This window comes from Paenibacillus sp. XY044 (assembly GCF_002257645.1).
Taxonomy (GTDB): Bacteria; Bacillota; Bacilli; order Paenibacillales; family Paenibacillaceae; genus Paenibacillus_AQ.
The window spans coordinates 674,099-699,270 of sequence record NZ_NQMO01000002.1 but is presented as its reverse complement, the minus strand read 5'-3'; the positions used below and the strand labels follow the sequence as shown (position 1 = coordinate 699,270).

At 43.5% G+C, this 25,172-nt stretch carries 22 protein-coding genes; 4 read left to right on the top strand and 18 right to left on the bottom strand.

Annotated features, from left to right (window positions below; genetic code table 11):
- Nucleotides 1-619: 619 nt before the first annotated feature.
- The gene (locus tag CJP46_RS11600) at nt 620-1,003 is read right to left on the bottom strand and encodes a winged helix-turn-helix transcriptional regulator (protein WP_373557980.1); all 384 of its coding nucleotides are present in this window, start codon (nt 1,001-1,003) and stop codon (nt 620-622) included.
- Nucleotides 1,004-1,169: 166 nt separating this feature from the next.
- On the opposite strand from CJP46_RS11600, the gene CJP46_RS11595 reads away from it, so the two are divergent.
- Nucleotides 1,170-2,060, top strand: coding sequence for an NmrA/HSCARG family protein (locus CJP46_RS11595; RefSeq protein ID WP_094595745.1), 891 nt, complete (start codon nt 1,170-1,172; stop codon nt 2,058-2,060).
- Nucleotides 2,061-2,354: 294 nt separating this feature from the next.
- Here CJP46_RS11595 and CJP46_RS36520 read toward each other — a convergent pair whose 3' ends face one another.
- From CJP46_RS36520 to CJP46_RS11525, 14 genes are all read right to left on the bottom strand, one after another.
- Nucleotides 2,355-2,528: a hypothetical protein gene (locus tag CJP46_RS36520; protein ID WP_179281131.1), complete on the bottom strand. Its 174-nt coding sequence runs from the start codon at nt 2,526-2,528 to the stop codon at nt 2,355-2,357.
- 472 nt (nt 2,529-3,000) lie between these two features.
- Complete coding sequence (locus tag CJP46_RS11585; RefSeq protein WP_094595743.1) at nt 3,001-4,584, bottom strand: type 2 periplasmic-binding domain-containing protein; 1,584 nt, start codon at nt 4,582-4,584, stop codon at nt 3,001-3,003.
- A 35-nt stretch (nt 4,585-4,619) separates the two neighbouring features.
- Complete coding sequence (locus tag CJP46_RS11580; protein ID WP_094595742.1) at nt 4,620-5,495, bottom strand: carbohydrate ABC transporter permease; 876 nt, start codon at nt 5,493-5,495, stop codon at nt 4,620-4,622.
- The gene (locus tag CJP46_RS11575) at nt 5,489-6,436 is read right to left on the bottom strand and encodes an ABC transporter permease (protein WP_256992301.1); all 948 of its coding nucleotides are present in this window, start codon (nt 6,434-6,436) and stop codon (nt 5,489-5,491) included. Before CJP46_RS11575 ends, CJP46_RS11580 begins: the two co-directional genes overlap by 7 nt.
- A 195-nt stretch (nt 6,437-6,631) precedes the next feature.
- Complete coding sequence (locus CJP46_RS11570; RefSeq protein WP_094595741.1) at nt 6,632-8,323, bottom strand: sensor histidine kinase; 1,692 nt, start codon at nt 8,321-8,323, stop codon at nt 6,632-6,634.
- On the bottom strand, nt 8,320-9,822 hold the full coding sequence (locus CJP46_RS11565; RefSeq protein WP_179281130.1) for a response regulator transcription factor: 1,503 nt from the start codon (nt 9,820-9,822) through the stop codon (nt 8,320-8,322). Before CJP46_RS11565 ends, CJP46_RS11570 begins: the two co-directional genes overlap by 4 nt.
- A 705-nt stretch (nt 9,823-10,527) precedes the next feature.
- On the bottom strand, nt 10,528-11,436 hold the full coding sequence (locus CJP46_RS11560) for a fumarylacetoacetate hydrolase family protein (RefSeq protein ID WP_094595739.1): 909 nt from the start codon (nt 11,434-11,436) through the stop codon (nt 10,528-10,530).
- Between the two features lie 20 nt (nt 11,437-11,456).
- A complete protein-coding gene (locus CJP46_RS11555; RefSeq protein WP_094595738.1) occupies nt 11,457-12,230 on the bottom strand; it encodes an SDR family NAD(P)-dependent oxidoreductase in 774 nt (257 codons plus the stop codon).
- Between the two features lie 102 nt (nt 12,231-12,332).
- Nucleotides 12,333-13,430, bottom strand: a complete 1,098-nt coding sequence (locus tag CJP46_RS11550) for a mandelate racemase/muconate lactonizing enzyme family protein (RefSeq protein WP_094595737.1) — start codon at nt 13,428-13,430, stop codon at nt 12,333-12,335.
- Between the two features lie 32 nt (nt 13,431-13,462).
- Complete coding sequence (locus tag CJP46_RS11545; RefSeq protein ID WP_094595736.1) at nt 13,463-14,230, bottom strand: SDR family NAD(P)-dependent oxidoreductase; 768 nt, start codon at nt 14,228-14,230, stop codon at nt 13,463-13,465.
- Between the two features lie 30 nt (nt 14,231-14,260).
- Nucleotides 14,261-15,442, bottom strand: coding sequence for an extracellular solute-binding protein (locus CJP46_RS11540; protein WP_167527037.1), 1,182 nt, complete (start codon nt 15,440-15,442; stop codon nt 14,261-14,263).
- A 124-nt stretch (nt 15,443-15,566) separates the two neighbouring features.
- Nucleotides 15,567-16,232 (bottom strand): GntR family transcriptional regulator, encoded by a 666-nt coding sequence (locus CJP46_RS11535; RefSeq protein ID WP_094595734.1) that lies wholly within the window; start codon nt 16,230-16,232, stop codon nt 15,567-15,569.
- Between the two features lie 466 nt (nt 16,233-16,698).
- Nucleotides 16,699-17,118 carry a VOC family protein gene (locus CJP46_RS11530; RefSeq protein ID WP_143812960.1) on the bottom strand — a complete coding sequence of 140 codons (420 nt, stop codon included), beginning with the start codon at nt 17,116-17,118 and terminating at the stop codon, nt 16,699-16,701.
- Nucleotides 17,119-17,323: 205 nt separating this feature from the next.
- The gene (locus CJP46_RS11525) at nt 17,324-18,205 is read right to left on the bottom strand and encodes a helix-turn-helix transcriptional regulator (protein WP_256992300.1); all 882 of its coding nucleotides are present in this window, start codon (nt 18,203-18,205) and stop codon (nt 17,324-17,326) included.
- Nucleotides 18,206-18,368: 163 nt separating this feature from the next.
- Between CJP46_RS11525 and CJP46_RS11520 the strand changes: the two genes are divergently transcribed.
- From CJP46_RS11520 to CJP46_RS37070, 3 genes are all read left to right on the top strand, one after another.
- Complete coding sequence (locus tag CJP46_RS11520; protein WP_094595732.1) at nt 18,369-20,966, top strand: glycoside hydrolase family 38 N-terminal domain-containing protein; 2,598 nt, start codon at nt 18,369-18,371, stop codon at nt 20,964-20,966.
- Nucleotides 20,967-22,107: 1,141 nt separating this feature from the next.
- Nucleotides 22,108-22,518, top strand: coding sequence for a hypothetical protein (locus tag CJP46_RS37390; protein ID WP_094595731.1), 411 nt, complete (start codon nt 22,108-22,110; stop codon nt 22,516-22,518).
- A 268-nt stretch (nt 22,519-22,786) separates the two neighbouring features.
- Nucleotides 22,787-22,984 (top strand): hypothetical protein, encoded by a 198-nt coding sequence (locus CJP46_RS37070; RefSeq protein WP_094595730.1) that lies wholly within the window; start codon nt 22,787-22,789, stop codon nt 22,982-22,984.
- Between the two features lie 477 nt (nt 22,985-23,461).
- Here CJP46_RS37070 and CJP46_RS36160 read toward each other — a convergent pair whose 3' ends face one another.
- The 3 genes from CJP46_RS36160 to CJP46_RS11505 all read right to left on the bottom strand — a co-directional run bounded on the left by CJP46_RS36160 (nt 23,462) and on the right by CJP46_RS11505 (nt 24,856).
- Entirely contained in the window at nt 23,462-23,578 is a 117-nt protein-coding gene (locus tag CJP46_RS36160) for a sporulation protein YjcZ (protein ID WP_143812959.1), read from the bottom strand.
- A gap of 187 nt (nt 23,579-23,765) precedes the next feature.
- Nucleotides 23,766-23,882: a YjcZ family sporulation protein gene (locus CJP46_RS36835; protein WP_208837088.1), complete on the bottom strand. Its 117-nt coding sequence runs from the start codon at nt 23,880-23,882 to the stop codon at nt 23,766-23,768.
- A 716-nt stretch (nt 23,883-24,598) separates the two neighbouring features.
- Nucleotides 24,599-24,856, bottom strand: a complete 258-nt coding sequence (locus CJP46_RS11505; protein ID WP_094595729.1) for a hypothetical protein — start codon at nt 24,854-24,856, stop codon at nt 24,599-24,601.
- Between the last annotated feature and the right edge of the window lie 316 nt (nt 24,857-25,172).

The window sequence follows — 25,172 nt, the reverse complement described above, 5'->3', positions numbered from 1 at the left end:
AATCGTAATGTGCTGATCGGTTTATTTATCTCCATGGCCGATCTCGGTGTCAGCGTTCGTGAGCTTCCTCCAATCCACTGGAGCAATGCTTTCCAGATTCATCCTATGATTTTGAAAGCGGAAAACGCAAAAAATGTGATCCAGTTCAGCCGAATCGGCTTAGCGGTTGCCACCGAGGACAATCCCAGGTTACGCTTCTTATCATGCACAATTCCCCGTCGTTTTCTATTATGCACGGATTCGGAATACGGTTTACCTGGAGGTGAGGAGAAGGCCATCGAAGGGAGAGTTTCTTCTTGTATCTCAAAACGGAAGGACTCTATCCTTAAGCCAGCGCAGGTCACTAGAGCTGCCGGCGTCTACGGTGCCGACTTAGTGCTTCAATAAAATAAAGGGATCTACATAATCATGCACAACTAATATGTAGATCCTTTTATTTTCCAGACTTAAGAAAATAAGCAAGCATTTATTTGAGGATCGATCATTACGCTAACGGGCAGGTTAATTCAGTGCCATTTTGTGAATCACAGATGTAACTTTCATTGATTGACAGCGTTATCAATAAGGAGAAACATCTTATAGGTTCTAGAATAACTAATATTAGAGCTTGGTTTTTTTCTCAAAAACCGACCTTATTTGTGCTGTAGTTGCTACCATCGACGTTCTCAGGATACTCCCCCCATTTTTTACCCCACAAGCGCATTTGTCGAAGGACAGGTATATAATCACGTCCTTTGTCCGTTAGTGAGTATTCAACGGTCACAGGAACTGAAGGGAAAACTTGACGACTAATGACATTATACTCCTCTAAATGACGTAAAACATCCGTTAGAGACTTGATACTAATATTGTCTAAATTTCTTCTCATTTGATTAAAACGTTGAGGGCCCATATCGAGTAAGGCTAGCACCAAAAAAGACCATTTTCCGCGCACAACCTTCAAAGCTTCCCCTATAGATATTAGGCATAGTTCCTCCTCTGTATGTTCATTCAAGTCTTCCACCTCCTTACTTAAATATAGATAGACTAATAAATGAAACTATATAAAAATAATGTGTCTACTTTCAATTATATAGTTAATGATTTAACATAACAATAGATTATATCTCACTGCTTTGGTAAAGCCTAGCAAGATAAAATCTTATCAATTTAAGAAGGGATCTGATTATATGAACGAAAAGATAATATTAGTTTTTGGAGCGACTGGACAGCAAGGAAGTGCAGCAGTTAAACATTTAATAACATCAGGGTGGAAAGTACGAGCTTTTACTCGCAATGTATCAAGCGATAAAGCTTTGAAACTTAAACAATTGGGAGCTGAACTATTTCAAGGCGACATGGAAAAGGTATCTTCTGTTAACTTGGCTATGCAAGGGGTCTATGGGGTATTCAGTGTCCTTCCCCCTAGCTGGGAGCCTACTCCTGAGTCCGAGGCCGATGAAGAGCGTATAGGGAAATCAATAGCAGATCTAGCACAAAAAAACAATATTCAACACTTCATTTATGGGTCTGTCGGCGGTGCAGATGCTCAATCCCATTTTCGCAGCATGCCCAAATGGGCAATAGAGCAGTACATTCTTTCACTTGATTTGCCTTCCACTATATTACGACCTGCAACATTTATGGAAAACTACTTAAACCCCATGACCGCAGGTGTACAGAATGGTACCATTGCCCAAGCCTTTAATTCTAATCGAAAGATTCCACTCATAGCTGTAGATGACGTAGGGGCATTCGTCGCATTAATATTTAGTCGTCCAAAAGACTATTTAGGTAAAACTATTGAACTTGCTGGTGACACGTTAACTCCTTTGCAAATTGTTGACGCGATAGGCCGCGCAACCAATCGAACCATTCCATACGTCCAAATTCCAATGGAAACGTTACGTCAGCATAATGAGATTTTGGCTGGGGTGTTTCAATGGTTAAACGACAAAGGTCACGAAGTCGATATTTCTGTTTTGCGTGCGCAATTACCGAAGCTTAAAGATTTCCATATGTGGATTGATGAGAATGGAAAAGAAAAGTATGAAAATTTATTCCAGACAAAGATTTCATGATTAATTTATTCACAAGAATTTAATTAGGACATTGCAATTATTATCAACCAAACGGATAGGTGGTCATTATCCTTTCCAAATAGACAAGAAAGCCATTATTGCGCTGCAATCGGTTCAATCAGTTGATCATCACGCCATAGGGCCGCATTACGCTAACGGGTAACGATAGCTCAATAAAAACAAGAAGGCAGCCGATCAATGTAATCGGCTGCTTTTGTTCAACTAAGGGGCAGTATAGTTCAATTATAATTGCAATCCTGTTGATACTTAGAAACGGTTAAACTGTATTTATATTTAACCAGTTGCCAAGAACTGCTCGGTGAACTTGGCCGGGAAATCGCCGGTTTGCTCTCGCAAAATGATCTCCAACATCCATTCCTTCAGGGTCCAATTTTCATAAGCCTCGCCTGTAGCCTGAACCGACTCCTGGTACTCCGGATGGTTCATCGCCTCGATAGAACATCTCATCCAAATGCCAGTCATCCACGACATCCGTCTTTCGCGCGCCTAGCTGCAAAGGATTGACGATAATGAAACTTATACTTGCTGGCGCTATAAAAAAGCACTCCAACGACGACCTTATAGGCTATTATTGGAGTGGTTCCCTATTTGGTTATTCGGTTGTCCCTATATAAATCTAACGCTGTTACTCAACCAACACAAGAAGATGTAGCATTTGTTTGCCCTCAAGGCTCGCCTCAATAGTTTCGTTTCGAGTTCCCGGCAGCTCCGATTTAGCTTATGCAAGTCCCAATACCCAATCCTCAGTTGCCTGGCACATTTCGATCGTTTGGTCGATATAATTCTGTTGCATTTCAAGCAAGGAAATACTTGAGCATTGAGCGATTTTTATACTCTGGAGTATATGGATGTCAGTACACTACAAATCACGCAGGAGGGTTTGGGCGACTCCCTTACGAGGTGTCCGCAAGCCCGGAACTCAGCCTTTAGAATTATATTGTGAGTAAGCTTCCTGAGCCTCTTTCATGACTTTATCTCCACCCATACTCATCCATTCAGAGACAAATTTATCGAAGTTCTTTAAATCACGGCGACCGGTAATGAAATCAATAAACGTCTTCAACGTATACTGATCAAGACGATCATAGTACTCGTTGTAAATGGGCTTATGAATTGGGAACAATATATCATATTTCCCTACCCCCACTTTTTCCGCATTCTTCCGCAATTCAGCATATTTAGGAGCAGTCATAAATGGTGCCTGTAAATCATAATTGTTAAACATTCCATCGTAGTGATAAACGCTGCGATCAATCCCAAACTTCAATTGCTCGTCTTTTTTGTCATAGGGCGGGATCCATTCATAAGAATCACCATTCTTATTGTAAGTAACCCCTTCCTTTCCAAAGTAAGAAACTTCTAAATAGTCTTCATCAAAGTTAAACGCTTCAATCATTTCAATATACTTAATCATCTTCTCAGGATCTTTCTCCATATGCTTCATAAATTGAAGACCTGTATTGCTCATCGGTTGAATTTGTCCGATTCCAAATGCACCATTCGGGCCCTTAGGACCGCTCGAAAGCAACCATTTTGCATTTGGGATTTTCTCAACGTATTTCCCATCAAAGAAAGCAGCTGCCGGGAGAAAACTCCACCAGCCCCCTTGTATCATTCCCACCTTAGAGTCAAAGACTTTCTGATCCAAATTGTCCGATTTATTAATCACAAACTCAGGATCAATCAATTGCTCGTCGTACCAACGCTTCAAGACAGCGAGTGCTTCCTTAGTCTCTGGTTCAATTTCCCCGCGAGTAATCTTTCCATCCTTCTCATAGAATATTCCTAGATAGCTGTCAAACGCTCCGAATACAGAACTGAACAGCCCTCCTAGATCGCTAGGAGATCCCAAGGAAGTGGTTAGACCGTAGGTATCCTTCTTCCCATTATGATCAGGATCATCATTTCGAAACTTGATCAACATATCTTCAAATTCAGCTAGCGTTTCAGGTTTTTTATTAATTCCAAGCTTATCAAGCCAGTCTTGACGTATACCGAGAACGTTCATGGACGGTCCGAGTGTCCATATATTAGGCATGGTATAATTCTTCCCATTACGATTAAAATATTTGAACAGATCTTCATCCGTATTCTCTTTAAGCCAAGCCATGTACTTAGGTGCATGTTTTTCCAACAACTCAACAGGGATTTCTGCAAATTGCCCTTGCTCTACATATTTATCATATTCTGAGAGAGTAATATTTTTAATGTAGTCAGGAGCCTCGCCTGATACGATCATAAGATTCATCTTTTCCTTATAGTTCTCACCCCCGACCAGATGCTCTATATCAACATTAAAACGGTTTTCTGCATATTCTTTTGTAAAAGCATGGTCCACGGGTAGAGCTGAAGTCCAAAACTCCATATGCATCTTTTTTGTGCCGTTTCCATCTTTTTGGGATTCTTGCGAATTTTGATTTTCTTTCTCTGCGCATCCCGCCACAACAGTAGCTGCCAGAATAATGAATAATCCCATTTTAAACCCTATGATCCTCTTTTTCATATTGGCCGCAACCCCTTAATATTAGTCCATGCCACCTATCCTTTCACTGCACCAACCATTATGCCTTTAACAAAATACTTTTGTACAAATGGGTATACGATCAGCATCGGAATAACAGAGAGACATATAACTGTTGCTTGGAGTTGTTTGGTGCTGAACAAATCTTTCAATGGAACTCCCTGAGTCATTCGTTCCATATCATTCAGGTTGTTTTCAATAATAATCTTGCGCAAGATCACCTGAAGAACTTGTTTATGTGGATCCTGAATGTAGATCATAGAATCGAACCAAGCATTCCAGTGTGCGACAGCGATCCATAGTGAAACGGTAGCTAAAACTGGAGAAGAGATCGGCAGGATAATTTTAGTGAAAATAGAGAAATAACCTGCGCCATCAATTTGAGCCGATTCTTCCAAGCTATCTGGTAAGGAACGAAAAAAGTTTCGCATGATGAAAACATTAAATGCCCCAGTAAGCCCAGGAAGAATCAGCGCCCAAAATGTGTTAATTAATCCAAGGGACTTAATTAGCAAATAGTTTGGGATAAGTCCTCCGCTAAATAACATAGTAAACAATACCAAAGCCGTGAAAAATCGATTGAAGGGAAGTTGTGCTTTTGCCAGAGGGTAGGCAAGTAACGCAGTTACTGTAGTGCCAAGGAGAACACCGCAAACGGTACGCAATATCGTGTTTCGGTAACCGCTCCAAAGCCCCGGATAGTCAAGGGAGAGAAGAAAACTACCAAACGAAAGTCCCTTAGGCAGCAGCGTGATAGCTTCCTCCTGCTTGCTGGACAGAGCGGTAACCACTTGATTCCAGAACGGATAGATTGTGATAAGAAATATGCAACCCAACAAGAAATAAATCAGAGTATCGCATAGCACATCGGCAGGTGTTCGCTTTTTTACCATAACGCGTACTCCCTCCCTCCGACAGTCCTAACAATACGGTTTACAACCAGCACCAAGATTAATGCAATGACAGATTTGAACAGCCCAACGGCGCTGGAGTAGCTGTATTGCATTTCAACCAATCCTTTGCGATAAACATAGGTGTCGATAATGTCAGAAACGTTTAATACACTTGGATTATACATGTTAAAGATTTGATCGAAGCCCGCATCTAAAATATTGGACATGCTTAAAATAAGCATAATTGCCATGACTGGAACGAGCATTGGCAAAGTGATCATAGTCGTTCTTTTCCACCGTCCAGCTCCATCTATTACGGCTGCCTCGTACAATTGAGGATCAATTCCCGAAATGGCGGCAAAGTATATGATCGAGCCCCAGCCAAAACCTTTAAAAATGTCGGTTATGACTAGCAACGAACGAAAGTAACGCTCATCAGCCATGAACAAAACCGGATTTCCGCCAAACAGTTTAATCAACTCGTTGATGGGACCGTCAAACGAAAAGATCATAATGAAAATGCCACCCATAACTACCCACGATATAAAATGAGGCAAGTAAGAAGCGGTCTGAACTGCTTTTCTAAAGTGGAGCGATGATACCTCGTTTACGAGAATAGCGAAAATGATAGGAACTGGAAAACCAAAAATCAGCTTATAAATACTGATTAGAAGCGTGTTTTTGAGGATTTGATAAAAATAAGGATCTGTGAAAGCCTTTTCAAAATGCTTCGAACCGACCCAAGGGCTTCCTAATATACCCTCCTTAATAATAAAGTCTTTAAACGCCAAGGTGACTCCATACATGGGGATGTAGTGAAAAATAATGAAATAAACGATTCCCGGAAGTAACATGAAATATAAAACTCTGTATTGAATTAGTCTTTTCCGCAGTCCACTTCCACCCGCAAATCTTGATACAATACCATGATGTCCTGCCACATACTTCCTCCTCCACTGTAAAGTAATGCTTCCTCCTTCTAATAAAATATTATCCTAATTCAACCGAGGCAGTATATGATGGTGTTTTTTGAAACATACAAATATCTTTAGTTCTTTGGTCAAGACACCGAATTGTAAACATTGAGAATAAATGCACCCCCAGAATTCATCGGATAACCTAGGGGGTTCCAATGTCTATTCTAAGGGGTGCGCGTTACTTTTATTTTGCCGGTACGCAGGGATGACAATAGTCATTTTCGTCCCAACCATGGGCTCGCTTTCAATTCGAACACCATAATTTGGCCCAAAAAATAATTGGATTCGTTCTCTAATATTGAATATTCCATAGCCGTTTCCTTTCCGGAGTTGAAGGCGTTCTATCGCCTCTATATCCATGCCGGGTCCATTATCCTCCACAGAAATCTCAATCCGTTCATCAACAACGACCCCTGTTAAACGCAGCTTACCGCCCTCTTTCCTGCGGTGATAAATCCCATGCTCAATTGCATTCTCCACAATCGGTTGAAGGAGAAGATTAAGAGTTTCGTAGGAATAGATGTCTTCATCTATTTCAAACTCTACCTCAAAGCTGTTGTCATGCATGATTAACTGAATATCGATATAGGCTTTTACAATCTCTAATTCATCCCGTACTGAAATTATACTGTCCCCTTGATTCAATGCCTTTCTATAGAATCGTGCCAACGTTATAACAATTCGGCTTATTTCTTCGGAACCCAGATAAAGGGCCTTCCAATTAATAGTGGATAACGTGTTATATAAAAAATGAGGATTAATTTGAGCTTGAAGTGCTGTCAACTGTGCTTTTCGTTTTTGAATTTGTACCACATACACCTCGTGAATGAGCTCATTGATTTTTACAAGCATTTCAGCAAACTGATTTGTAAGTAACCCCATTTCATCTTTCGCAGTACTGCGAATTTGTACAGTAAGATCACCATTTTTGACCATATTCATTTTACTATGCAAATATAATATGGGTCTCACCAATGTTTTGGTGAAAATCCATCCGAGAATAATCAACATTACAATACAAATACCAATAATAAGGAACATGGTATACAAAATACTTTCCGTTTCGTTTAAAACAACATTAGGAGACACACCATATTTAATCGTCCAACCGGACGTTGACATTTTACGTTCCATCATAAGTTGATACTTATCCACATTTGTATTGTTCCGTGCAACGGAATTAGCATACAAAACCTGCCCGTCCTCATCGATTATCTCCAGACACCCTTGATGATTTGCCATCTGCTCAAGTCCCCCGAAAAATTTCTTAATACTTAGTCCTATATAGAGAATTCCTAAATCGGACGTAGACGCAGTTTCAGGGATAACACGAATAGCAATAACTCTATTTTGCTTTTTGTCTATGTACCATTTAACTTCATTAGGCCGCAAATGCGAAGCAAGATCCCACAGCTCAGTTTTTTCAGGTGGCGCATATATAAGGTAATCACCATAGTTGGAAATTTTCTTGCGAGAATAAATCGTCATTTGCTCCATTTCCTTGTTGCTTAACAAAATGATGTTGAAAAGGGGATCCATAGTTCCTCTTAGGTCTTGTGATAAATTAATATAATCTATATAATTATTCGTTAATATTTTTTGTGTTGTGGAGTTAAAAATAATAATATCCTCTATGGATTGATAATGATCCAGTTTGTAAGATAGATGGCTTTCGAATGTTTTAAGCTGCGTTTCTATTCCTTGATAGGCCCGTTTCTCAAGCAGAATACGACTTTGAATAAAGGCAAAGCTCCCTAGCACGACAAGAGGTATAAAAATCATAACAGAGTAGGTCATAATTAATTTTCTCTGCAGTGACATGTCTCTAAAAAAAGCGGGCAAAGCATTCATGATTTTAAATCCTCTCTGTATTTCTGAGGTGTTTTCCCATAATATGTCCTGAACAACGAACAAAAGTATGATTGATTAATGTATCCTACTTGTTGTGAGATATTAATAATCTTCATACTCGTTTCTCGTATCAGTTTTTCAGCCTGTTCCATTCGAAAAGATGTAATGAACTTTTGAAGGCTAATGCCTGTCTCTTTTCTAAACAGGAAACTTAAATAACTCGGCGTCAAATAAACCTTATTCGCTAACCACTCTAACGAAATACGGTCCATATAGTGTTTATTAATCAGCTTTTTGACTTGCTGTATTTGTGAGTTGTAATTCGGACTCGACATCAGTCCATGCTCCCATCGATCGACTAGGCTATCTATTAATGACCGAGCACCACTCATATGCCTGGTATTCTCTATAAGTTCCGCAATTTGTTGTTCATCTTCCTTCAAATCTGTCAATTTGGTCTTAACTAACTTTAGAATTTCAAACAGCATTACTTTAATATAGAACCGAGAGTAATTGGTCTTTTCTTGTAATTGAATGAACAAAATGTTGAGGTGATATTTCACCTTACTGACGTCTTCCGCCCCAAAAGCCTTTCTGATATCGTCCATACTTGTCTTTATCAATTCGCTGTCTTGCACTGACTGTTCATTTTGTTTCAGAATTCGACTATTTTCCGCAAAAATTTGGTAGGCCAATAACTGCTCTAACTTCTCAAATTCCGTCTTATATTGCGAGTAATCGGTTATTGAAATACTTCCAGTAATAAATACTAGCTGGTGAAAAACGTTCTGAAACATTTGCTGAATCGCTATTGCAAAATCGGAAAAATGATATTCCTTATATTCCTCTATAATGATAAGACATTGCGTTTCATTTAACACAAGTTCATAGCTTCTTTCAGGTAGTAATTGATGCAATTTACCGACCCAATCTTGTTTATCTCTATCAAAAAATGAGTTTTTGCAAGAGATAAGAATCATTCGTTTTGCTGAAAGAACCGTTTCCCCTGATGTGGAGGAATATAATCCATTGATGAGCTCAAACGTCTTGCGTTCCTTTTCATACTTGAGATTTTCCATCGATACTTTCTCCAAATGAATGGCTTGTTTTCTTAAGTCCTCCTCTTCCTTGCATGCAGCTAATAGATTGTTCATCAAAACAGAAAATTCTTCGGGGACAATTGGTTTTAACAAATAACCATAGACCCCCAGCTCTATCGCCTGTTTAGCAAAAGAAAATTCTGCATGGGCAGTAAGAAAAACAATTTTGACCAGCGGATTAATCGACTTTATTACCGCACATAGCTCCAATCCATTCATGTGGGGCATCATAATGTCACAAAGAACAATATCAAAGGACTCACGGTTAAACCGTTCTAGCGCTTCCTCGCCATTTGTCGCTTCTCGGCAAGAAAGCGGGAATTCAAACATTTTAGTAAGGAATGATATCCCTTTCCGCTCGATCTCCTCATCATCCACAACTAAAACATTGTATGGCATGACAACAAGTCTCCTTTTCATGAATTTGTATATATTGGCACATACGATCATAGCCAAGGATATCCTGATGCGTAGGAAGCCCGTTGAAATATTGTTTTAATTCATTTAGATTCAGTATCAATTTTGTATTCGGAAAATGCGGGATCAGAAGCGTTTATGAAGGGCTATATAAAATGTATCCATAGGTCTTGCCGGACAAATAGTTACTGTGTATTCCATTGCCTACGCAGTCGGTACGCCGATTCTAATCGCAATCACATCAAATGTAGATCGAAAAAAGCTATATTATAGGCAGCACTATGTATCTTCGTTTTCGGCAATATCATCTTTGTTCAAAGCCCAGATCATGCAATGCTTATGATTTCCCGGGCTGTGTTGGGAGTAAGCGCAGGTGTTTTCGCCGTAGTTGCCACTTTAGGAACTTTGATCGGGGAGTATACGGGAGGGTGCTGAAGTACACTAAACCGTCTTGTCTGTCTTAAATGCCAAAAAATAATGATTTTCAATTATCTCCTTACACTAAAGAGCGGATGTTGTGCGGAGTCGTGTTGACGCATAGCGTTCCGCACAACAATTAATACGTTATTCCATTGTGTATAAGACTTCTTAATTGCAATGTACCATGCTGTCATACAAAAATGTATTCCACTATGTTCTCCCAAATAATGTTTGCGTGTTCAATTCGTGTTTTTCACCTTTCTATCTTTAATACGGTTCGTCCACCATGCGATTGGTCAATTTACCCAACTTCTCGATTTCTATGGTAACAACATCTCCATGCTTCAAGTAGACGCGTCGATCTTCGGGATAACCAAGCACAACGCCTTCCGGGGTTCCTGTCAAAATAATGTCCCCCGGGTCGAGCGTCATATGCTGCGAGATGTAGCTTACGATTTCTTCACAGGAAAAAATCATATCGGATGTGTTGGACTGCTGGCGAATTTCCCCGTTTACGGTGGACTGTATAGCCAGCTGATTCGGGTTGCCGACTTCATCGGAGGTGACCAGATAGGGTCCCAACGGGCTGAAGTGGTCGCAGGACTTCCCAATCAGCCATTGGGGGGTTCTCATTTGCAAGTCGCGGGCCGACAGATCGTTCACGTTCGTATACCCGAACACATAGTCCAACGCTCCTTCCTTCCGTACATATTTTGCCTTCTTCCCGATGACAATCACGAGTTCAGCCTCATAATCTACCTCTTGAGTAACCCGGTTGGGCAGGGCTATGTCATGCCCGTGTCCGGTTAACGTATTATTGAATTTATTGAAAATAATCGGGTATTCCGGAATCGGCGCATGGGTCTCTTCCGCATGTCGACGGTAGTTCAGTCCGATACAGATGATTTTGCCGGGACGGGTTACGCTCGGGCCATAGACTTGATCATTTCCATCCAGAACATAGCCTGTATCCGAAGAACCTTCGTTTGGAAGCGCGGCCAGGTACGCCCTTAATCGCTCAAGTCCCTGTTCACCGCCTGCAATAACTTCCATAACGTTGGTTGGAATTCCCTCCGCCGGGTAAGCCTCCAACGCTTTACCGATATCGATAATATGGCTGTCCTGTTCAATTACGAGGCGATACTCGCCTTGTTGTTCAATCGTTGCCAACCTCATCTTTTTTTCACTCCCTTTGATTATGCGTTCTTGCCGAACGTGACTCCCCCATCGATGTAGAGAGGCGATCCCATCATGAATTTGGATTCATCGGAAGCGAGGAAGAGTGCCGCATTCGCTACGTCTTCCGGGCTGCCAAGGTCATTGCTGAGCTGTCTGGATTTCAACGAGCGCTTACCCTCCTCTGGGTCGGCATAGGAGGTTTTAAGATAGTTCTCCACGAAAGGGGTTAGAATCGTTCCCGGCAGCAAGGCGTTGACTCGAATATTATAGGGCGCATAATCCACCTGCATGGACTTTGTTAAAGCAAGCACCGCCCCTTTGGTCGCGGCGTAAGAAGCTCTCCTCGCCAATCCGATCTCGGCAATGCAAGAGGACATATGAATAATGCTGCCCGATCTGCGCTCCATCATATGAGGCACTACGTACTTGGTAGGCAAGAACACGCCGCGGATATTCACGCTGATGACCTTGTCCCATTGCTCCGGCTCAATCTCGTGTATCATGCCGACTCCGCTAATGCCTGCATTGTTGAACAGCACGTCAATATGGCCGACAAGATTCAAAGCCTTGTCCACCATTGCTTGAACCGACTGCACGTCGGTAACGTCGGCCTGGATAAAGTGGGCGATGCCCCCGGCATCCCGGATTTCCTTAACCGTCTGCTCGCCGGCAGACTCTTGAAGATCGTTAACGATCACGGTAGCCCCTTTGCGGGCGAACAATAGCGCCGAGCTTTTGCCGATTCCGGAGCCAGCCCCGGTGATGATCACCGTCTTGTTGCGTAATATCATTTCAGTCCCCCCCGATTTGTACGAATGTTATGTCCAACAGGCGACACAACAACTATGCCATAGTTGCTCTGCTATTCGTGGCCTATTTAACGATGTGCCTGATTACCTGACCCGATATTCGTTAAAATAGCGAGGAATAATCGCCGTCGAAGCGCCCGGCTGTTGCGGGAGCGTGTAGTAGCCATTGACTACGTTAATCGGTTCTTCGAAAATGTGCCTGATCCAAGGGATGTATTCCAGCATAATCGCGTTCGGCGTAGCGGCCACAAGGTGCTGATGGATTTGTCCCATATCCCCGACATGAGGACACACAGGAAGATCGTGAGCAGCAGCAAGGCCTGCAACCTGAAGCCATTCGGTGATCCCGGCTACCCGAGTAACGTCCACCTGTACGTACTCGACGGCTCCTTGGGTGATATAGTCCCGGAAAGCGTACTTATTGTACACATGCTCTCCAAGCGCGATAGGAACGCTCAATTCATCCGCAAGCTTGCGGTGTCCCGAAATGTCGTCCGGATTGAGCGGTTCTTCCAGCCAGATCAAATCGAACTGCTCCAGTTTCTTGCCCCAGGTCATGGCGGTCGTAATGTTCCATTGCTGGTTGACGTCGATCATTAGACCGACCTCATCACCGATTGCACGCCGGACGGCCTGCACCCGATCGAAGTCCTCCCGTGGATCCGGCTTACCGACTTTCATCTTGACTGCCGTAAAGCCTTGCTCCAGAATCCCTGTGATGTCTTTAATCAATTGGTCCTTGCTCCAGTTCAGCCAGCCGCCGTTCGTATTGTATGCTTTAATCTTATCCGGCTTATGGCCGCCCAAATATTGCCACAGCGGTTTTCCGGCCGCCTTGGACATAATGTCCCACAACGCGATGTCGACGGCTGCTAGCGCCATATGCGTAATGCCCGAGCGTCCGATCCAGTGCATCGGACCGAAGCGGAGCTCGTCCCAAATTTGTTTGACGTTAAACGGGTCTTTACCGATAAGCGCGGGTGCATAATACCGGTCGATCGTCTCGGCGATCATTTCATCGCCTTTAGCCGTCGTACCGGTATAGCCGTAGCCGACAATACCTTCATCCGTTTCGATGTGAACTCCAGTAACTCCCCAATGCGTGGCCATATTAATGGCATCGGTAATCGGCGGAGTAATCGGGACATGCAAAATGAAGCTTTCCGCTTTTGTAATTTTCATAGAGTCATCATCCTTCAGGTGTAATGGTGAAATTAGTATCCAAGAGACGCTCCACCGTCAACCGGCAGCGCCACGCCTGTAACGAACCGCGAGCCGCGCGAAGCCAGAAATAACGCAGCATCGGCGATTTCCTCGGAATCGGCGGGCCGGCCGAGAGGATGCATATTATTAAGGAGGCGAGTCGTCTCCTCCGGATCTTCTTGCTCAAACCTCCACTTCTCTAAGAGCGGTGTCATGACTCCGGCAGGGCACAGACAATTTACCCTGACGCCGTCCGGCGCATAATCAAGTGCTAACGCTTTCGTAAGCGCCACGATTGCGCCCTTCGTCGAAGCGTATACCGCATTTTGCTTCTGGCCGATAAGACCGTTCAGCGAAGCCATATTGACGATGTTCCCTTGCGACATGCGAAGCGCAGGGATGCACGTCTTGATCATCAGAAAAACACTCTTGAGGTTGATATTAATAACCCGGGTCCATTCGTCTACCGTGACCTCTTCCAACGCCTTGGGCAAGATGGTCGCTGCATTATTAAACAGGATGTCGATACGACCTAAGCGCTCTTCGACTTCAGCGACAGCTCTTTGTACATCCTGCTCCGATGACACATCCGCCTTGATCGCATAGGCCCGCCGTCTCCCCGGCTTGGACGAGATGCTTTCCGCTACCCGCTGACCACTCGCCTCGTCGATATCCACGATGACGACGCTGGCACCTTCCTCCGCGAATCGCTCCGCTGCGACTTCGCCGATACCTGAACCTCCGCCCGTTATGATGCATACCTGATCTTCCAGCATCATAGATTCGCCGACCTCCTTATCCAAAATCGTTTACCTGTACGCTCCAACTACCTTGCCGATTTCGAAGGCCGCCTTATCCAGCGCCTCCTGCGGCTCGAGACGACCGACGATTGCTCTTTGAAAAGTCTGCCAGAGAATGTCTTCCGTTAGCGGATATTCCGGGAACTTCGGAGGAATGACCACGCTCGTAAGAATCGTTTCCTCCAATAGAGACAACCTGCGTGCTTCCAATGCATCCTCGGCCGCCGCTTTTTTCAGCTTGTCCATTACCGACGTTCTGACCGGCACATGACCGTGGTGCGCATCGAAGAGCTGGCTCTCGTGAGAGGTCAGATGACGCAGCAACTGCACAGCTTGTTCCGGATGCCGCGTTCCAGCAAGAACTGCGAACGAATGGCTGCCGCAGTAGACGGCGCGTCTGCCTTGCGAGCCCGCCGGCGTTAATGCCAAGTCGAAGCGCCCGGCCAACGGAGACGCATGATCGGTCAACAGGCTGAAATAGCCCGGCCAATCCGTGACGAACGTGCTGTCCCCGTTGCGGAAGTTGGCCGATACTTCGTCGTACTCCATCTCCGGCAGACCTTCAGGAGTCAATCCTTCTTTATACCACTCCCGCAGCCGCTGTAACGCCGCAAGGCCAGCCGCGCTGTTGAACGCCGGTTGGAGCCGCTCGTCGAACAGCTTGCCGTCCTCGCTGGACAGCAGTTCGAAGAAAGTGCCGAACAGTCCTGACCCCTTGCCCGGGTAAACCAATCCGGTATAGCCCGCCGCTTTAGCCCTGCGTGACGCTTCACTCAACTCTTCCCAGGTTTCAGGTACGCCGATGTTCAGTTCGGCAAGGCGATCCGAACGATACACCAGCAATCTGGCATCAAAGTTTCGAGGAATGCTCTTCAGATTCCCTCCAACCCGGCAAAGTTCAACCAGGGTCGGAGAGAAATCAGCCAGAGCGCTCTGGTCGAAATAGGGATCCAACGACAGCAGGTGCTCCGCTTGGGAAGGCGCATATTTCGAATGCGTGGACACGAGATCGAAAGGACTCTCTTTCGTTTCGAAAGCTTCCTTCAGCAATGCGTTCAACTGCGGATGCGTGCCTTTGAATGCGACGTTAACGGCAATTCCTGATCTTTGTTCGAATACCTCAAGGCTCCGATAGAGTGGCCCATACATGGGGCCGTCTATTAAGGCCACTTTCAAGGAGGTAATTGGCAATGGTTCTCCCCCCATATTCATTATAAAGCGGTTACAATATCATGTACGATTTTAATATATCATACATGATTTTAGGTGTAAATAAACTTGGGCCGGCTTTTCGATCTGATTCACTTAACCCTATTTATTTCTCGAAATTGATACGAAGTCTTTCGTGAGCGTTCCTTAAATGGTTACGCATTGCCTCTGCAGCCTGTTCGGTATCGCGCGTAAGAAGCGCACGGACAATGATTTCGTGCTCGATCTTTTCGGCTTCCATATCAATGTTGCAACGCGTATCATTCAGATATCGATGGATGCGCTGAATCAGGCTTGTCACCATGTCCTTCAAATTTTCGTTCTTCGCGTAATGTAGAATTGTGCCGTGCAAGTCGCCATTCATCTTAAAGATTGTGGTTTCCCGGTCTACTTCCCCTCGCCCCGGTTCGTGGGATAGAAGGTCCTCAAGAACAGCCTCAAGCCTATGGGGCGGAATATGCGTTATCGATTTGCGTATCGACAAATCTTCGAGTTGACTTCGAATCTCAAAAATTTCGTCGATGTCCTTCAAACTCATTTCGGCAACGTACATCCCCTTAAACGGAATTAGCGTTACGAACCCTTCCGAAGCCAGACGGGACAAGGATTCTCTAATCGGAATATTGCTTACGCCAAGTTCCCGAGACAAGCTATCGATATTTATTTTATCTCCGGCCGCCATCCTGTGGGACAAAATTTGTTGCTTCAATATGTCATACAGCTCTTCTGTAAGAACGTACCGGTTCAATTTCTTATCTTTCTTTTCCGTCATATCTTTTAACTCTCCATTGTCTTTTTTTAAATTATACTACATCATGCTTGATATACCGAAATTATATTCGTAATACAACAGGGGCCTACTGGGCCTTGCATAAAAATCAGGTAGGAAACTACCCATAAATTGAGTAACCGACTCCGGGTAGAAATGGCCACCTAAATGGTGGCCCGAACCCCCACAGAACCCGGCGTACGCATTTCCCGCACCGGGCTCTTTAGAAATAGATTGCATATCATGACCTTTTATAAGGCGTCGTACATAATCTTAAACTATCCAGCCCATTAGTTTAGAAATAGGCAGCCGGTCTTATTGATCGGCTGCCTTCAAATATCTTTATTGAGCTATCGTTTCCCGTAAGCTGAATACCAAATTAACAATCTTTAATGATGATAAGATAGCCCTCTGAATCGGTTACGTGAAAACTTTCAATCACGCCGTTTGGTAAACGCGGACCGATAGCTCAAAAGCCATTAATATGTAAATCGGGATAGTTCGCTACATTTATAACATTGCCTGAAGGGTCTGTAACGTTGAATTCAGGGAATCGATCAATTCCCCAAGTATACGTTATTTCCGTTACTTCTTCACCTGCATCGAGGAATCTTTGGTAACATTCAAAAACATCAGATGTTTTTATACAAAGTACCGCATAGGGTTTTCCGTCCGATACAATATGGACTGGAATGGGTTGTTCTACTCGTTTTAAAAACAAATAGGGTCCTGGTTCAAGCTTCAGGTCCGATTCTTCTTCAGTTTTCCAGCAATGTGTAAAGCCGAAATTCAGTTCATACCATGCAACGGATTCATCGATATTTCTAACTGGCAGTCTAACCTGAACTACAGTATTAACAAGTGTTTTACTCTTTGATGTGGTGTTCATTTGAATCCCCCCCTCAAGAGAAATCATTCAATACCTTCCATATCTTCTCCACTGCAATAAATAATCCTCTGTACCACCGCATCCGTGCGTTAACCTTGTGTAACATCCCTACAGAGATTGGCTTAAACAATCCGATTGATTTTTGAAGATAAAACTATCGTGTCCCGTTAGTGTAATCCTCGCTCGTTTAGTAACGAGGAATTGCCTACCTAATCTCCTCTCTTATATACGCTTCACGATACTCTTTCGGCGGCATCCCTGTTAACTGCTTGAATAATTTAGAGAAATAATGAACCGACGAGAAGCCGTATTTCTCAGAGATCTCCGTGATGCTTATATTAGAGAACCGTAGATCATCTTTGGCGCGGTTTATTCGGAATTGATTCATATATTGTATCGGCGATAACCCGGTTGCCTGATGAAATAGTTCAAAAAAATAGCCGCGGCTGATGCGAAGTTCTCGAAAATAAAACTCAAGCGGCTTAACGTTGCCGGTCATCAAATCATGATCCAGTCGTTCCAAGATCTTGAGCACTCGTGGATCAGGGATATTTTTCTTCTTGAGGGCGAAAGTGAGAAAGTACTCCATGAACTGCTGAAAATTGGACTGAATCTTCAACCCCCTGTAATACGTGCGCTCGTTCGTGTATTCATTGTTTATAAAAAAAGTCTCAAACCAATCTATCCAAATCTGTAGCTTGCCCACCGTCATATATTCGGGAATCGGCACAGGAAACGAAGGCCCAATTAACGATGACTGCAATTGAGAAGTGTCGAAACAGATCATGTTCGGCGTCAAAAAGGCTTCTCGACGATCAATATGCTTCCAATCGAAGTAACAGCAATAATGAATCATCGGCTGTTCCTGATTGGCATACCAGTCGTGAAGCAGACCAGGCGGCATATATACAAGCGAACCGGGGCCTACCGGGTGATCTTCTCCTCGAAAGTGAACCATGCCTTTCCCCTCGCTGATCAGATAGAGCGATGAAGCGTAGCAAACACGCGATATGCTATTCTGGCCTTTGGAAAATAGATATCGGCTGGCGTTGTATACGTAAGGATGAAGATTTGCAAAATCTATCACGACCCTCTCCTTCTTTTTGAAAATATGTATGACGATTGTATAAAAGATATACGTTTCTGTAAATACGAAGACAACCGTACTTGATACACTTCTTAAGAGATTCAATCATCATGAACAAAGATGAAGGTTGACGAATGCATAAAATCAAAGGAGCGTGACAGGAATGGCGAAAATCAAAGAAATATTATGTTTGCACCATAGTCACCTGGATATTGGTTACACACATCCCCAGCCGTTATTGCTGGAGCTGCAGAAAGACTATATTGACGAAGCGATCAAGCTTTGCCTCCAATCGGAGAATGAGCCAGAGGATGCGAAATTCCGTTGGACCTGCGAGGCGACTTATCCGGTGATGCAATGGCTGGAGACAGCTACCGAGGAGCAAGTTGCAGATTTCCGCCGATTGGTGAACAATGGACAGCTTAGTATTGCAGCACTTCCTATGCACACTACCCCGCTAGTATCAGCGGATCAGCTTGCGCGGATGCTGCATCCTGTTCGTGAGCTGCGGGAGAAGTATGGCATTTCCGTAAAAAGCGCAATTAATCATGATGTTAACGGGCAGCCATGGCCGCTTAGCCAAATATTACTCGATGCAGGTATCGAGTTTTATATCACGGGGATTAATGTACACTTTGGGGGAATTCCGTTGCCGCGCCCTTCCGCATTTAACTGGAAAACCCCTGACAATCGAGAGCTTTTGACTTTCTTGGGTGAGCATTACTCTCTTTTCAGTCAGTTCTTCTTCACAAATCAAGATGATACGAAGCTGATGGCTCAAGGGATCCAGGAATACCTTGATTGGTTGGAGAGAAATGACTATCCGTACGATTTTGTGTATTTAACGGCAACGAATCCTCCGCAATATGATAATAACTGCCCGGACCCGAATTTGTTGTCACTGATCAGCAGATACAATGCTGAGGGGCATGGCCACAAGGTTATTTTTGCAACACCGGAAATGCTTCTCGAGCGGGTTAAGCAGATTCCGCAAGAGCAAATCCCGGTTCATTCAGGGGATTGGACGGACTACTGGAATTTCGGTGCGGGAAGCTCGGCGAAAGAAACCAAGATCAGTCGTCAAACGAAGCAAAGCTTGAAGAAGGCTGAATTCCTGGAAGCGATCCAAGGGGCGCCAAACCTGCAATATAAGAAAGTGAAAAAAGAGGCATTCGAGCAGTCTTTGCTCTATGATGAGCACACTTGGGGTTCTTGGGCCTCAGTTTACATCCCTGATCTTCCGGTATCACAAGCGGAGCAGCTGCATAAGAAAGAGATGGCATACAAGGCAGCAGACCTGTCTACATACGTTTTCTCCAAGCAATTGGAAGCGGCAGCAGGAAATCCGAAGCAATCCGGCAAGCCTGATGGCGTTATGCTGGTCAACACATCAAGTGAAACACAGCATGTTGAGGTCAAGGTGCCTGAGCATTACTTCGGCAATCATCGTCATATTGCCGCTTTGCGTATAATGGACTTCTTGCCCTATGCGCAGGAAGACCAAAACTTTAGATCGTATGGAACCGTTGAGATCGCGCCATTCTCGTGGAAAAAGATTCCGATGGGCCAGCTTGAAGCTCGGCTGAACACATCATCGGACAGCATATCGGTGACTGAAGGGACGATCGAAACACCATTTTACCGGATGACATATAGCCCTGTTACTGGACGAATTGTTGAGTTGTTCGATAAGAGTCGTAGTTGGCAGATGCTTGATGAAAAGAGCCCTTGGACGTTTTTTGAATTTGTGCAGGAAACAGTGGATGGGCGTCACAACAAGGAGCACCGGGACACCTTCTTCCCGCGTGATGTCGATAAAGGAAACCACAGCATTTCCGTCTGGAACCATGAATGGAAATCGAAACGTGTCGGCGCCAATCGGCTGAAAGCTTATTCGGTCGAACAAACCATGGATTCAGTTACGTACGTCGTACAGCTTGAAGCACCGGGAGTTTCCCGACTGGAGCAGCGGATAACTTTTTCCGCAATCCATCCTAGAATTAGTCTTACTGCTTCAATGAATAAATCGGATATCAGAACGCCCGAATCCATCTATTTTGCCTTCCCTTTACGGATGGATAAAGACTGGCGTGCCCATTATGATACGGCCGGTTTGCCCGTCGAGCTTGATCGGGAACAGCTTGGCACCGCGTGTCGGGATTGGGTGACCGTCGACCAAACGGTTTCCATCTATGATAAACAGAAGGGGATCACACTAGCATGTCCAGACGCACCGCTCGTTCAAGTAGGTGATTTTCATTTCGGCAAGGAGAATGAGCAGATCAAACGTCAAGAAAATCCGCTATTGCTGGCATGGGCCATGAACAATTATTGGGATACGAATTTCTGGGCTAGCCAACCTGGGGATGTCCTTTTCCGCTATGAGCTAAGTCCATTTGAACAATTTGATCCTGTTGAGGCATATCGTGCGGGCATTGCTGCAGCGGACCCTATAGCCATTAACGCGGCGGTGATGTGTGAAAGGGAGGAAGAAGGGCAGTGGTTTGGACAGTCAAGCGGCACGGTCGTCTTGCAATACATGAAACCGGCTATAGATGGAAATGGATTCATTCTGACCCTGCGAAATGTCGGATCCGATCCGTCCGAGTATACTTTTACCGTAATAGATAAGGAAGTCGAGGATGCCTACCTGGTAAACCCGTTGGAAGAAGTCGTTCACTCGATTCCTTGCAGCGGTAATGAAGTAAGTATTGTGCTGCAGACTGGGGAATTATCATATTTGCGGGTTAATCTTAAGTAAGGCATTTTGCGGAACGTGTTAACTTATACACCACTAGGAACGGATTAGCAAAATCATCTCTAAGTTTTCGACCAATATGAAATTCAAAATAATCGTGAATGTATAATAACCATAGATTTTAGGAATCGCAGTCCCTCCGTGCTTATCTCAAGATGGTGTTTCCTTTGACAAGACTTTCGCCCTTCAAAAACAGCAACCAATTACTTGCCGGCTGCTGTTTTTGTTGTTTTGAACTACTGTTCTCAATTTGCTTAACCATGAGTTACTATCTCAGGATCATATTAAACTCAATAGCTCATCACGGAGTTTGGAATAAGAATCATTCCATCCCATCTTTGCATAACTGCGGCAACATCATACGTGAACTGTCAAAAATCTATTATCGGTCAGCTTCTTGCTCATGGTTTAACCTCCTAATTAATACATAGTCCAGTAATCGGCCCCGCGGCTAACGTTAGGGCTTTTTGATAGGGGCCGCCCCTCTCTCCCACGCCTCCAAAATCACAACGTGTTCCACTGATGATTTATTTTCCCAGCGGATGTATCCCTGCTTTTCGAGCTCCTTCAGTGACGAAATGATTTTATCCTTACGTTTGCCGGCCATAGTCTCAAGCTGCTCCATGTTCGGCATTTTATTGTGCCGGGTCAGATAATTACTGAGGATCTACAACATATATAACCTCGGTTTTTAAAAGGCGTATTACAAAAAAATTAGTGAGGGAATGTAATGGTTGAGGAGTTAAGAACTGCCGCTGCATATGCGCATAGTCACGGTAAAGCTTAAAACGATGATTTGATCGTGGGTAAAGCTCAGTTATCCGGGGATCCCGATCCAGCGAAGATTAGGACTGCGGACGGTCCGGTGAGGGTGCCATATTCTGAGATTGAGTATGTGAGAGCGATTAACGCAACTTCAATAAACAAACGGCCACGTCAGCTATCATGCCAACGTGGCCGTTTGGCTTACTGTTTCTCAATTTGCTACATGCGATCTTCCAGGTCCTTAATATCCTGTGTGTTGCCTGCTATCAGGGCGAGAAGGTTTCGACGCAGCCGGTTCAGCGAAATCGAATATTCCTCCCTGGTTAGCGTCGCTATTAATGGTCAAACAAAAAGGCCGCCCAAAAAGGGCGGCCGGGAAGTGGAAAAGCAAGGTGCTTACCTCCCCATTTTGGGCATTCTTAATAGGTTATATACTCACATCGTGGGGCTCAAATTCCTCACGGCGATTAAACTCCAGAAACTCGCTCATATCTTCTCCTCTCTCCACTCCCACCTTTATTACTTACTTATTGTTTTCTTAGAAAAAGAAAGATTGAGTTATGATAACCAGAAGAATGAACAGAACCAAGATAGCTGCCATATTATTGCGGAAACCACCATAGCCTACTTCGTCACTCATCCCACACTACCTCCTAAAATTAAAATACATGGTATCTTATGTTTTAGTCAGGATTTGGTAAAGGCAAAATTCTCAAGGGCAAACATTGATTTTAATTTTCATACTATACTCAAAAATGCTGCTAGACAAAAAGACCCTGCCAGTACTTAAGCCAGCAGGGTCTTTGCTATACCAATGCTTTCAAATTGTATAACGGCGCGTCCCAAAATGTTGTCTTTATTTTACAAAATATCACTTTGTGTATACAGGCAAATCTTTTCCCTCTTTGCATAACTTGTAGTAAAGCGCGTTAGCCTGAACGGGTAACTGCTTCGTTACTATCACAAACGTCAATCACATTCATTGTTGAGTGTATAACTGCCGTGACCTTTTGTCCAACGCGTTCATATGATGCTTTGTCAAAGAAAGGGGTGATGAGATGGGAGCCTATCATGACTGCATGCGATGCATGAACCAGAGAGTCCGCATTTGGACAAGAGACGGATGTATACACGAAGGAAGAATCCTAAGAGTGGATCGTGATAACGTGTTTTTGGAGACAGATCGAAGAGACGGATCACGCAACTCCATTTTAACATTAAGCCTGTTCACGCTGCTCGCGCTTACCTTAATCTGATCTCTTGAATCTCCTCGCAAAGAGGAGATTTTTTTGAAATCAAAACTGGTGAGGAATTTTTGTAATGAGCCATTTCCAGTGAATACGGCCGGACATCAGGATGTAGGCATTTTTGTGTCATTATCCTACAATGTAGGCACATTTGTGCTTTTTTTATGACACAATTTCTCCTAAATAAATAACAGAAAGCCTGATCCATCAGGCTTTCTGCTGGATAAAATAAAATACATAAAGTAAAATAGTAAAGACCCTGCCAACACACAGCCAGCAGGGTCTTATTATTACAAGATAATTAGAATATCCCACCCTACAGACGGGATGGATATTTCGGAAGGATAAAGAGTGATACATCTGTAGAATGGAGAAGAGCAAGTAATTGCGGCAGCATTTCATTATATGCAGAGGTTATTCAAATGCTCCAAAAACAATTTAACCCTGTCAGCACAAAGCTGGCAGGGTTAAAAAAATGTTGTTTACTTAGAAAAAGAAAGATCTAGTTATGATAACCAGCAAGATGAACAGGACTAATATAGCTGCAGTGCTGGTACCAAGACCACCATAACCATAACCTGTTCCGCCTACAACTTCACTCATGAGTACGCCCTCCTTTAGTTTAGAGTACATCATATCTTATGGATTGCTGAACTTTTTGGTAAGGGCGAAGATATCAAGGGCAAACACTCATTTTTAATTTCGGACTATAATTAGAATGAATCAAAAAAACAACCCTGCAAGCTAATAGCCAACAGGGTTTTCGTCATTCCTCGTTCCTTATTCTTTATTACCAACAAAATGTCGACAAGATAATTACCAGCAGAATAAAGAGCACAAGGATAGCACCAACATTGTTGTGCAAGCCGTATCCGTAACCTACGCCACCAACAACACCATCGCTCATACATGTACCTCCTTTGCCAGAAGTTAATATTACAATATGTATGTTCCATTATTTAGGAATGGGTTAATACGCTTGATATTTGATTTTATTCTTCTTGGAGTTCCATTTATTACTTTAAGAGTGCCCCTTGTTTTCAAACAGAGCAAAATGAAAAACTAAACCTTTGTGTAAAAGATAAATGCCATGCCGATAGTAACCAGCAGGGTCTTTGTGTTACGAACAAAATGCTTTCAAAATAATTACCAATGGAATAAAGAGCACCAAGATAACACCTATATTATTAGGGTAGCACCAAATCCAACACCTCTGACGTCGCTCATGAAAGTACCTCCCTCTTATCAAAAATATTGATATCATATGGGTAAAGTCATATCTCTGCTTAGGCGCTTGTATATTTTTAATATTTTTTTCCTAATGAAAACGCCCGCTTCGAAAGCGGGCTGCACCTTAATTCATAAAAGAGATTTTATGAGCCACTTATAGATAAATGGTTCTTACATACAAACAAAAAACATAATCAACAGGGTCTTCATCATTCCTAATTCTTGTCCTTATCAGGATAGCCTTTGCCCGCCTCTTGATTGCTCACAATCCCGAGGACAACAAGTACCCCAAGGACTGCGTATACAGCGGCCATTACATGCTTAAGTATTAATTCGGCTCAAAAAATAAGACCATCCATAAATAGACGGCCATGTTTCATGGAAATATTAAAATCACTTGCTCAAATGCATTGGTAGAACAAATCCGATTTTATGTTGTTTCTCGTCATAATGAAAACTCTCATCGGTCATTACACGTTTGATTGGATTAATTTTCTGGTATGCTTCATTATTCATATATTCAGTATAATCATTATCTCCACTCACAGCTTTCACTAAAATAACTTTGGTGTCATTGGTAATCCATATACTAAATGATACGTAAGCTGCAACAAATATGACCACTAACGTTAAAACCAGCCATTTAACCATAATGTCTGCCCTCCTCTGTTTTAATAAAAAAGTGAAGTGTAGGAAGTTAATGCACGTACTTCAGGTTCTTTACGAGTGGTATCCAAACCAGCATGCTCTGCGTACGCTTTCTCTTGTGCCATAAATGGATATCAAATACAGCTATATAATGGGGCTAGCAGCGTTATTTCCACGCATGCCAGTATTTAACGTATATGACAGGAATGTGGCTGGACAATATCGTGGCAAAGAATCAAGAACCGATGATCTGCTGAAGACTAAAGCGATGAAGCGAGGTAATTAAACACGTTGCTCATGATCCGTACCGACAACGGCC